Source organism: Lentzea sp. NPDC004782 (assembly GCF_040609115.1).
Classification (GTDB): domain Bacteria; phylum Actinomycetota; class Actinomycetes; order Mycobacteriales; family Pseudonocardiaceae; genus Lentzea.
Genome location: NZ_JBEXJN010000127.1, coordinates 1 through 10191 on the forward strand (window position 1 = coordinate 1; position 10191 = coordinate 10191).

At 70.9% G+C, this 10191-nt stretch carries 9 protein-coding genes; 2 read left to right on the plus strand and 7 right to left on the minus strand.

Going from position 1 to position 10191, the window contains the following annotated elements; all coding sequences use genetic code 11:
- Positions 1-110: 110 nt before the first annotated feature.
- The 7 genes from ABZV40_RS45650 to ABZV40_RS45680 form a co-directional block, all read right to left on the minus strand.
- The gene (locus ABZV40_RS45650) at positions 111-1079 is read right to left on the minus strand and encodes a pectinesterase family protein (RefSeq protein ID WP_355456377.1); all 969 of its coding nucleotides are present in this window, start codon (positions 1077-1079) and stop codon (positions 111-113) included.
- Positions 1080-1222: 143 nt separating this feature from the next.
- A complete protein-coding gene (locus ABZV40_RS45655) occupies positions 1223-2686 on the minus strand; it encodes a glycoside hydrolase (protein WP_355456378.1) in 1464 nt (487 codons plus the stop codon).
- A gap of 10 nt (positions 2687-2696) precedes the next feature.
- Complete coding sequence (locus tag ABZV40_RS45660; protein ID WP_355456379.1) at positions 2697-4613, minus strand: DUF2264 domain-containing protein; 1917 nt, start codon at positions 4611-4613, stop codon at positions 2697-2699.
- On the minus strand, positions 4610-5626 hold the full coding sequence (locus ABZV40_RS45665) for a hydroxyacid dehydrogenase (protein WP_355456380.1): 1017 nt from the start codon (positions 5624-5626) through the stop codon (positions 4610-4612). The genes ABZV40_RS45660 and ABZV40_RS45665 overlap by 4 nt, the downstream gene beginning before the upstream one ends.
- Complete coding sequence (locus ABZV40_RS45670; RefSeq protein WP_355456385.1) at positions 5623-6432, minus strand: carbohydrate ABC transporter permease; 810 nt, start codon at positions 6430-6432, stop codon at positions 5623-5625. The genes ABZV40_RS45665 and ABZV40_RS45670 overlap by 4 nt, the downstream gene beginning before the upstream one ends.
- Before the next feature lie 47 nt (positions 6433-6479).
- Positions 6480-7409 carry a sugar ABC transporter permease gene (locus ABZV40_RS45675; RefSeq protein ID WP_355456381.1) on the minus strand — a complete coding sequence of 310 codons (930 nt, stop codon included), beginning with the start codon at positions 7407-7409 and terminating at the stop codon, positions 6480-6482.
- A complete protein-coding gene (locus ABZV40_RS45680) occupies positions 7406-8731 on the minus strand; it encodes an extracellular solute-binding protein (protein WP_355456382.1) in 1326 nt (441 codons plus the stop codon). The genes ABZV40_RS45675 and ABZV40_RS45680 overlap by 4 nt, the downstream gene beginning before the upstream one ends.
- Positions 8732-8834: 103 nt before the next feature.
- Between ABZV40_RS45680 and ABZV40_RS45685 the strand changes: the two genes are divergently transcribed.
- Both ABZV40_RS45685 and ABZV40_RS45690 read left to right on the plus strand, forming a co-directional pair.
- Positions 8835-9920, plus strand: coding sequence for a substrate-binding domain-containing protein (locus ABZV40_RS45685; protein WP_355456383.1), 1086 nt, complete (start codon positions 8835-8837; stop codon positions 9918-9920).
- Between the two features lie 25 nt (positions 9921-9945).
- Entirely contained in the window at positions 9946-10119 is a 174-nt protein-coding gene (locus ABZV40_RS45690; protein ID WP_355456384.1) for a hypothetical protein, read from the plus strand.
- The last annotated feature ends 72 nt before the right edge of the window (positions 10120-10191 follow it).

Below are 10191 nucleotides of genomic sequence, written 5' to 3' on the forward strand. Positions count from 1 at the left end.
CGGTTTTTTCACTTTTACCCCCGCCCGCTAACCACACCCCCCGGTGGTTCCCCCCCCCATTAATAAAGATCAACTACCCTGTGGTGCAAGGTCGTGGGGCGCGCCTCACGTCAGCGCGGGTTCCAGCCGTCGCTGCCCGCCAGGTACTTCTGCGGGGTGTGGTCGGCGGCCTGGGAATCCGGCAGCTGGGGGCGGTTGGCGTTCGTGCCCGCGCCGGGCCCGGTGTCGCGGTACTCGGCGAACCGGGCCTTCTTCCAGGAGTTCTCGCTCATGTCGATCCACGGCTGGGACGTCCTGATCGTGGCGGTCAGGGTGGACTCGCGGAAGAGGACCTGACCCGCCGGGCGCCACGGCCGGCCCAGCTGGGTGGTGTCGGTGGTCGCGCCGGTGACGGTGCAGCGGTAGAACAGCAGGCCGTACTTCCTGGCGGCCGGGGTGCTGGCGGCGGTGATCGGACCGCCGGTCGTGCGCTTCTCGTGCACGGTGGTGCGTTCGAACACCATGGTGCCGCCACCGAAGATGAAGTCGACGGTGCCTTCCACGTAGGAGTCGGCCATGTACGCGCGGGTGTTCTCGTTCACCAGGAACGTGTCCTGGTCGCCGAGCAGGCGGACGTTGCGGAACACGGCGCGGTCGGCGTTGAGGTGCAGCGCGACCGCCTGGTTGCCCTCGGAGCCGGGCTTCTCGGCGTAGTCGTTGGAGATGGTCAGGTTCGTGGCGGCGAAGTCGCGGCCGTCGACGAACACGCTGGCGCTGTTGAACGTGCCGTGGGTGCTCGCGCTGTTGTTGAACACGATGACGGTCTGCGCCGGGGTGGAACCCAGTCCCTGCAACGTGATCGCGGTCTTGTCGGCGGGCACCCGCACCACCTCGCGGTAGGTGCCCGCCTTGATCGTGATCAACGTGCGGGTGGAGCTGTTGGCCGGTGCCGCGTTGACCGCGGCCTGGACGGTGCGGTACTGGGCGCTGCCGTCGGCCGCCACCGTGAGCGTGGTGGCGGCGACGGCCGGTGGTGCTGTTGCCAGCGCCGCACCCACGAGAGCTGCGGAGATCGTGCTCGCCACTGCGCTGTTCACCATGGTGAACCTCTTCTCTGCGACGGGGGTTCGTCGGCGGCGAGTGCGCTCTTCCAGTGCGCGAGCATCGATGCTACTTCTCGTGGTGCGGCTTGGTAGGCGCTTTCCCGATCGGTTCGGCAGTTCGACGTTCGAATCGACGGTCGCTACGCGCTGACCCCGTCGAGCTGGAAGGTCTGCACCTGTCCCGCCGCGAACGGAACCCGCAGCAGCTTGCCGTCCAACTGGACGTCGGTGCGCTGCACGTACCGGTCGCTGCCGCTGGTCGTGGAGGTGGACCACCTGGTGATCAGACCGGTGGGCAGGGTGCCGAACCTGCTCAGGTCGAAGGTGATCGTCTGCGCCGACGTCGCGGTGTTGACCGCGACGAGCACGAGCCGGCGGTTGTCCGGGTCGTGGGCCACCGCGGCGTTTCCGGTGGAGGCGGCGATGATCCGCATGCCCGGCCGGATGTGCCGGGTGAACTGCGCCAGCACGTAGAGCTTGTTCTGCACGGCGCCCGCGCGCAGCGTGTCCGGGTCGTAGGCGATCAACGCCCAGGCCGGGGTCGGGTCCATCACCTGCCAGTAGCACCACGCCGTCGGGTGCAGCCAGCGCCAGTCCAGGCACAGGTTGCTCGCCATCGACAGGCCCGTGCCGTCCTTGTCGCCGTACTCGGAGTTCCAGAGCACCTTGCCCGCGGCCTTCGCGTCGGCGTAGAGCAGGTCGCGGCGGCCGCCGGAGCCCTGGTATCCGTGCACGTTGATCTGGTTCACCACGGACTTCGTGGCGGCGTCGTACGCGCCCCACGAGCTGCGCGCCACGTCGTAGTTCGTCTCGTCGGACGCCGAGATCCACGTCCCGGTCAGGCCGCGGCTGTCCAGCTCCTGGCGCAGGTACTGCAACACGGTGCGCTGGGTGGACGGCTCGAAGTGGCAGCCCTCCTGCTTCCCCGTGGCCGACCAGTAGTCGGAGGCGGACTCGTTGAACGGCTCGACCGTGCGGAACGTGACGCCCCACCGGGAGCGGAACTGCCGCGCCACCTCGGCCAGGTAGGAGGCGTGCGTGCGGTAGTTCCACGACTGCAGGTTGTCGCTGTTCGCGTTGGCCGCGCCGGACGGGTTGTGGTTGAGGCACATCCACCACGCGGGGGAGTTGGAGAAGAGCTCCGTCGTGGCGCCGCGTGCCGCGGCCTTCGTCACGGCGGCGACCTGCTTGGCGTCGGCGTTCCAGTTCCACGCCGACGAGCTCGGGTCGGTGTTGCGCCAGTCCTGCCAGAACGTCTCGATCTGCTTGAAGCGCGGGATGTTCGGCGAGGCGACCATGCTCTCGCCGTCCACGCTGTTCCAGCTGCAGGCGCCGAGGTTGTAGCGGGCGATGTTCAGGCCCAGCCCCGGCAGCGTCGTGCCGTTGTAGGTGACGGACTTGGTGGTGAACCACAGGTCGGCGAAGTCGTCGCGGTCGCCGAACACGTTGGCCCACCAGGCCAGTGACGTGCCCCAGCCTTCCCACGCACCGTAGCTGGTGGCGGGGTCGACGGAGATGGTCTGGTCGGCGACGGCTTTCGCGCCCAGTGCCGTCGCCGCGACGGCGGCCGCGGCGCCGGACAGCACTGTCCTGCGGGTGACCATGGGGTTCCTCCTAAGGATTGGGCAGGGTGATCCTCGTGTCGAGCCCGTCGCTCCACCGCAGCACGACGTCGTTGCCGTGCACGGTGATCTGCGGGCCGGTCACGGTCGCGCCGTCGCGGTCCAGGTGCACCGCCGCGGCGGCGAGATGACCGCGCGTGACGGGACCGCTGGTCGCGAGCCACGGCACGGCGGCGAACTTGCCCAGCGGCGACACACCGCGTTCGGTGTCCACACCGGACTGGTCCAGGCCGCGCAGGCCGTACAGCGACGAGCGGACGTGCGTACCGATCACCACGACTCCTGGGCGTGCCACGGACTCCGCGTGAGGCCTGCTGTCGGCGGTGACCGGCCAGCCGGACAAGCGTAGCCGCGCATCGGTCTCGCCGTCGATGCGCACAATGCGGATCTCCACGCCCTCGCGGACGACCGAGACCACCAGCACGGGCGGTCCGTCCACCACCTCGCCCTCTCGCCCAGAACCGTGGTCGGGTGAGTCGTCCGTGCTGGTGTCGACCCAGCGGACGGGACCGGCGGACGCGCCGGCGACCACACCGCCCGGCAGCTCGTCGGTGAACAGCGTCCGGAAGCCCGCGCGGTGGCTCGCGGCACCCCGGAGGTCGAGCAGCGCCACGGAGTTGTCGACGAGGTCCAGCGGCGGCATCGTCGCCGTGGAGTAGCCCAGCCTGGCGTACCACGGGGAGTCCGTGCGCCGGTCACCCGGCAACGCGTGGTCGGTGCCGTGGTTGACCGCGGTGACGAAGCCGCCGGCCCGGCGGCCGGACACCAGCCAGCCCGGCGCGGCGATCACGCGGGTGAAGTCCCCGGTCTCCACCTGCAGCGGGCGTTCCACGTCCGTCCACACCGGATGGTCCGCGGGCAGGGCGAGCCCGAGCACGCCCTTGGCGGCCCAGTAGGGCGATCCCGGCCCGGAGTACGCCTGCCGGATCGCCGGCCAGCCGCCGTGCCAGCCCAGGCGCAGCACCCCGTCCGGTTCGAGCGAACCGCGGTCGACGAAGTGCCGCAGCATCCCGGACGCGGCCCGGCGCAGCAGTCCCGGTGCCGGACCGGACACCCCGGTCAGCGCGGCGACCCAGAACGGTGCCGCGGCGGCGAACCGGTAGGTCAGGCTGCGACCCTGCATCAACGGCGAGCCGTCGGCGCCGACCAGCGCGACCGCGTCCTCCAGGTACCGCGAGAGGTCGTCGGCCCACGTCCGGCGAAGCTCCTGCGAACACAGCGAGTCCGGCACGTCGAACAGGTGCGTCCACAGCAACGGGTACAGGTGCAGCGCCCAGCCGGTGTAGTGGTCGTACGCGCGTTCCCCGCCGTCGCTGAGCCAGCCGCCCTCGCGCCGGAACGACGCGTGCAACGCCAGATCGTGCTCGACGTCCTCCGCGGACCAAGGACCGCCGACCTCGCGCAGGAACGACTCGACGACGATCCGGAACCACACCCAGTTGATCGGCGGGTAGGGCTGCCCGACGACGGTGCCCAGCCAGCCGACCACCCGCTCCCGCACGTCGTCGTCGAGCCGGTCCCACAGCCACGGTCTGGTCAGCTGCAGCACCAGCGCGATCGAGGCCGCCTCGACCTTCGCCTGCCCCAGCTGGTCCGGACGCGGCCAGGCTTCCGGCGAGTGCGGGTCGGTGCCCGCGCTCAGGCCCCACGCGTAACGCTCCAGCAGCGCCGGATCACCGCCGCCCGCGACCCGGAACCCGGCCAGCAGGAACGTGCGGGCGAACCCCTCCAGCCCGTCGGAGACGGGACCGTAGCGGCTGGGCTCGCCGGGCAGGTCGATCCGCGCGCACCGCGGCGACCAGTGCCGGTGCACGGCGGCGAGCATCCGGTCGGCGACCGCCTCCCAGTGCGCGCGGGTCCAGCCGGTGTGCGGGGAGAGGACGCGGTTCTCCGGTGGCAGCGCGGTCATGCCTGCACGGCCAGACCTTGCCGGGTGACCGGCTCGATGGGCGCGAGCCCCACGACGTAACGCTCCAGCTCGTCCAGGGCCGCCGCGGCCATGAGCCTCGTCTCCGAGCCCAGCGACCCGGCCACGTGCGGCGTGATCATCACGTTCGGCAGGTCGTACAGCGGTGACGAGGCGTGCAGCGGTTCCGGCTCCGTCACGTCCAGCACCGCGTGCAGACGTCCTCCAGCGCAGGCTTCTTCCAGTGCCACGGTGTCCACAAGGGACCCGCGAGCGGTGTTGAGCAGCGTCGCGTGGTCCGGCAACGCGGCCAGCTCGGCCGCGCCGATCAGGTGCCGGGTCTCCGGCAGCGCGGGCGCGTGCAGGCTGAGCACGTCCGCCTGGGGGAGTGCCTCGGCGAGCGGAACCAGCTCGGCGCCCGCCGCCCGCACCAGCGCCGGATCCACGACCGGGTCGACGACGAGCAGCCGGCCCAGGTCGAGCCGTCTCAGCAGGTCCACCACGCGGCGGCCGACGCGGGAGAACCCGACCAGCACGATCGTGCGGCCCAGCCCGGACAGCTCGCCGCGCCGCTCCCGGTAGGCCCAGTCCTCGCGGAACCGGCGCGCGTCCGCGGCGAGGAACGGCACCTTCTTGAACGCCCACAGGATCGCCGCGACCGTGTACTGGGCCACGGGTTCGGCGTTGACGTGCGCCGCTGTGGTGACGAGGACGCCGCGGTCGAACACGGCGTCACCGACGTGCCCGCGCACACTGCCCGCGGCGTGCAGGGCGGCGCCCAGGTTCGGCGCCGCCGCGAGCACCTCGGCGTCGAGCGGCGGGCAGCCCCACGAGGTGATCAGCACCTCGACGTCGGCCAGGCGGCGGCGCACGGCGGGTGCGGAGAAGTCGTGCGCCACCGGGGGATCGCCGAGGCGGGCCAGTCCCCGCAGCCGGTCCAGCTCCGACGCTCCGAACTGCAGGCCGAACACGTCGGGGCTCATCGCGAGCAGGACCTCCGGCCGACGATCCGTCACTTCACGCTCCCCGCCGCGAGACCCTTGCGCCACTGCCGGTTCAGCACCAGGAACGCGACCACCAGCGGCAGCACCGCGAGCAGCGACCCGGTGATCACCAGCGGGGTGTACTGCGGGAACTGCGTCTGCCGCGTGCTCCACTGGAAGAGCCCCAGGCTCACCGGGAAGAGCTTCGGGTCGGTCAGCAGCACCAGCGGCAGGAAGAAGTTGTTCCAGATCCCGATGAACTGGAACAGCAGCACGGTCACCACACCGGGCCGCATCATCGGCAGCGCCACCGTGAAGAACGTGCGCAGCTGGCCCGCGCCGTCGACCCTGGCCGCCTCCAGCACCTCGTCCGGCACCGCCGCGTCCGCGTAGACCCTGGCGAGGTAGACGCCGAACGGGTTGGTGAGCAACGGGACGAACACCGCCCAGAACGTGTCCACCACCCGCAGCTCGGAGGCGAGCAGGTACATCGGCAGCGCCAGCACCGTGGTGGGCACGAGCACGCCGGTCAGCGTCAGCGCGAACAGCAGCCGCCTGCCCGGGAAGCTCGTCTTGGCGATGGCGTACCCGCAGGCCGCGCAGATCAGCGCGCCGAGCACCGCGCCGCCGCCCGCGTAGAGCACCGAGTTGAGCAGCCACTGCCAGAAGATCCCGTTCTCCTGGGCGAACAACGCCTTGACGTTGGCCCACAGGTTCCACTGGCCGAGCTCGAACGCGCCGGTGGTGGAGAAGTCGCCGAGCGACTTGGTCGCCGACGTGGCGAGCCACACCAGCGGCAACAGGCTGTACAGCGCGGCAATGACCAGTACCAGGTGCACCGCGGGCACGGACACCCACCGCGACCTGCGGTCCGCAACGACCGTGCTCACCGCGACCTCCTCGTCGAAAAGCGCATGACCACCGCCGACAGCACCGCGCAGATCACCGCGAGCAGCACCGACGCCGCCGCGGCGCGCCCGTTGTCACCGGCCACGAACGCGGCCTCGTACACGTACATGCTCGGCGACCAGGTGCTGGTCACCGTGCCGGTGAAGCCCTTGAGCACCATGGGTTCGGTGAACACCTGCAACGAGCCGATGACGGTGAACACCACCGCAACGAAGATCGTCGGGCGGATCACCGGGACCTTGATCGACCACGCCGTGCGGAACCCTCCGGCCCCGTCGGCCCGTGCCGCCTCGACGATCTCCTTCGGCACGGCCTGCAGCGCGGTGTAGAAGATGATCATGTTGTACCCGACCCACTGCCACGTCGCGATGTTCGCGATCGACGGCAGCACGGCGTTGGGGCTCAACGGGTCGAAGCCCAGCAGGTTCTTGATCGGGCCGATCGCGGGGCTGTAGAGGTACGCCCAGATCAGGCCGCCGATGACCATCGGCACCGCGTACGGCACGAACACCGCCAGCGACCACATCCGCCGCAGCCGCACCACGGCGGAGTCCAGCAGCAGCGCCAGCACGAGCGCGCCGATCATCGTGCTCGGGATGTGCACGAGCGCGAACAGCGCGACGTTGCCCAGACCGGTGTGGAACGCCTTGTCCTCGATGACCGCGAGGTAGTTGCCCAGCCAGACGAACACGTGCTCCGGGCCGGAGAAGCCCAGGCCTCGCAGTCGTTCGGTGAACAGGCTCAGGTACAGCGCGTACAGCACGGGAACCAGCACGGTGCCGATGAGCAGGACCGCGAACGGTGCCGCCAGCACCAGCCCACCGACGTCCTTCCTGCGGCTCCTGACCGCCGGTTCGGCGGTCGTTTCGTCGAGCACGGGCGCGCGCTCGGGCGCGAGGACGCTCATGCGGCTTTCCCTTCCCGCACCGAGAGTCCCTTGGCGCGCATGTCGGCGACGGCGTGCTGCTGGATCTTGCGCAACGCGTCGGGCAGCGTGATGCCGCCCGAGCGCACCGGCCCGAAGGTGTCGGAGATCGTGGAGAACAGCCGCAGCGCGTTCGGTCCCCACGTCCAGTCCGGCACCCGTTTCGCGGCCTCGTCCAGCACGTCGTAGACGGGGTCACCGAGGAAGTAGCCGCCCTTGTACGCCTGCCGCGCCACCGCCCGGTTGGGCAGGTGCGCGGGAAACGGCGTGGTGAAGGTGCTGCCGATCTTCGGCACGTCGGGGTTCGTGCTGAGCCAGCGCAGGAACGTCATCGCGGCCTGCGGCACCCTGCTCTCGGCGGAGATGCCGAACGCCGTGCCGCCCTGGACCCCGTTGGCGGGCTTGCCGTTCCAGGTCGGCATGGTCGCCATCGCCCAGCGGCCGGTGTCCTTCGGGATCGACCTGCCCAGGGTGCCGACGCTCCAGGACGCGCCGAGCAGCCCCCAGAGCCTGCCGTCGTGCATTCCCGCGATCCAGTCCTGCGTGCCGTGCACGACCCCGGAGACGAGGTCACCGGTGATCATCGACTGCCAGAACGCGCCGGTGCGCAGCGTGCCCTCGCCCGCGATGTCGACGGCCCAGGTGTCGCCCTGCGCGGTCCACCACGGATCACCCGCCTGCCAGGACACGCCCGCGAAGAACGAGCCGTCGTTGAGCGGGAACGAGCAGATCCGCGCCTGCGGGTCGACCTGCTTCACGGCCGCGGCCGCCGTGCGGAACTCGTCCCACGTGCGCGGCAACGGGATGCCGTGCTGGTCGAACAGGTCCTTGCGGTAGTAGAAGACCATCGGCGCGAGGTCCATCGGCACCCCCCACGTCCGGCCGTCGGGCCGCACTCCGCGCCACGCCGCCGGCGAGTACTGGCTCTCCAGGTCCGCCATGTCCGCGGTGAGGTCGCGCAGTCCGCCGGTGAGCAGGATCTGCGGCAGGCCCTGGTACTCGACGTGCAGCACGTCCGGTGCGTTGTGCGCGCGGATCGCGTTGGTCTGCTGGGCGTAACCGCCGGACAAGCCCGCCGCGATCACCCGCAGTTCGACGAAGACGTCCCGTTGCGCGGTGTTGAACGCGGCGACGTACTTGTCCATGCCCGTCAGCCACGACCAGATGGTGACCTTGGTGGCGCCCGGTGGCGCGGCCGTGGCGGTGCAGCCGCCGGCCAGACCCGCCGCGCCCAGTGCGGCGGAGGCGCGCAGGAACCCGCGGCGCGAGAGGCCGCCGTTCCGCGGCGTTGGGGAAAGCTCCATTGCTGACCCTCCTGCTGGAGTGATGTGGCACACCTCAGCGCGTGGCACACTCAGCGGTCAACGAAACGATCAGAAACGATCGACACCGATCAGAAGTGAAGTGATGAACGGCAACTTGGCTGCTCAGCGCCATGAGCTGATCCTGCGGGCCGTCCGGACGCACGGCACGGTCCGATTGCGGGACCTGGCGGAGCTCGTCGGCGCTTCCGCGGTGACGGTGCGCCGGGACGTGACCGCGCTCGCCGACCGCGGACTCGTGGTGCGCGTGCACGGCGGGATCACCATGCCCCGCCACGCCGAGCCGTTCCCGCGCGGACCGCAGCCCGCCTCCGCGCATCCGCTGGTCGGCCTGGTGGCGCCGTCGGTGGAGTACTACTGGCCCGCGGTGATCCAGGGCGCGCAGACCGCCGTGGCCGCGGCGGGCGGACGGCTGCTGCTGCGCGCGTCGAGCTACGACGCCGCCGAAGACCGCCGCCGCGTGCACGAGCTGCTCGACCGCGGCGCGCAGACCCTGCTCGTCGCACCGAGCACGACCGGCCGCGCCGGCGTCGAACTGCTGCGCTGGCTCGGCGCGCAGTCCGTCCCCGTCGTGCTGGTCGAACGGCTGCCCCCGCCGGAACTGCCCACGATCGCCCTCGACGCCGCGGTGACCGACCACGCCATCGGCGCGGGCCTCGCCGTGCGGCACCTGGCCACGCTCGGTCACCGCCGCATCGGCCTGGTCACCTCGCGGCAGAGCCCGCACAGCGAAGCCATCCGCACCGGCTGGACCACGGCGGTCTCGTCGTTGTCGCTGCCCTGCAACGGTGTTCCCGCGCTCGACGTGCCGCCGTACGGCTCTCCGCAGTGGATCCGCGCGGTCGACGAGGTGATCGACGAGTGCCTCGCCGCCGACGTGCACGCCGTGCTGGTGCACGCCGACCGCGAGGCGATCGGCGTGCTGGAACGCGCCCGCGACCGGGGCATCGGCGTGCCGGACGACCTCGCCGTCGTGTCGTACGACGACGAGGTGGCCGCGGCGTCCGACCCACCCCTGACGGCCGTGCGGCCGCAGAAGCACCGGCTCGGCGCACTGGCCGCGGAGCTCGCGCTCGCCCGGCTGGCCGATCCGCTGGACCGGCCGGTGCACCGGGTGGTGCTGTGGCCGACCCTGACGGTGCGGGAGTCGTGCGGTACCAAGCCGGCCTGAACCCGCGTACCGGGCTGTTACGTGGATGAAGGGCGCCTTCATCCACCTGGTGTGGGTCAAGGGCGCCTTCATCCACGTCACCACGCGCCTGGCGAGGCCTGATCGCACGGTGCACGGCAGTGCGGCAGATCTGGCACGCCCGGCGGAAGCGGCGCACCCGACCCGGATGAACGGCGCATTCGTCCACCTGGTGTTTTAACCAGGATGCTCTTGACCTTTGACATGGGTACGGCCACCGCTTGATCATCTTTGGGTTCCTCTCACAGAGCTC

Coding starts and splice junctions, on each gene's coding strand:
- ABZV40_RS45650 (WP_355456377.1), bottom strand. CDS start 1,079: ATGGTGAACAGCGCAGTGGCGAGCACGATCTCCGCAGCTCTCGTGGGT.
- ABZV40_RS45655 (WP_355456378.1), bottom strand. CDS start 2,686: ATGGTCACCCGCAGGACAGTGCTGTCCGGCGCCGCGGCCGCCGTCGCG.
- ABZV40_RS45660 (WP_355456379.1), bottom strand. CDS start 4,613: ATGACCGCGCTGCCACCGGAGAACCGCGTCCTCTCCCCGCACACCGGC.
- ABZV40_RS45675 (WP_355456381.1), bottom strand. CDS start 7,409: ATGAGCGTCCTCGCGCCCGAGCGCGCGCCCGTGCTCGACGAAACGACC.
- ABZV40_RS45680 (WP_355456382.1), bottom strand. CDS start 8,731: ATGGAGCTTTCCCCAACGCCGCGGAACGGCGGCCTCTCGCGCCGCGGG.
- ABZV40_RS45685 (WP_355456383.1), top strand. CDS start 8,835: ATGAACGGCAACTTGGCTGCTCAGCGCCATGAGCTGATCCTGCGGGCC.
- ABZV40_RS45690 (WP_355456384.1), top strand. CDS start 9,946: ATGAAGGGCGCCTTCATCCACCTGGTGTGGGTCAAGGGCGCCTTCATC.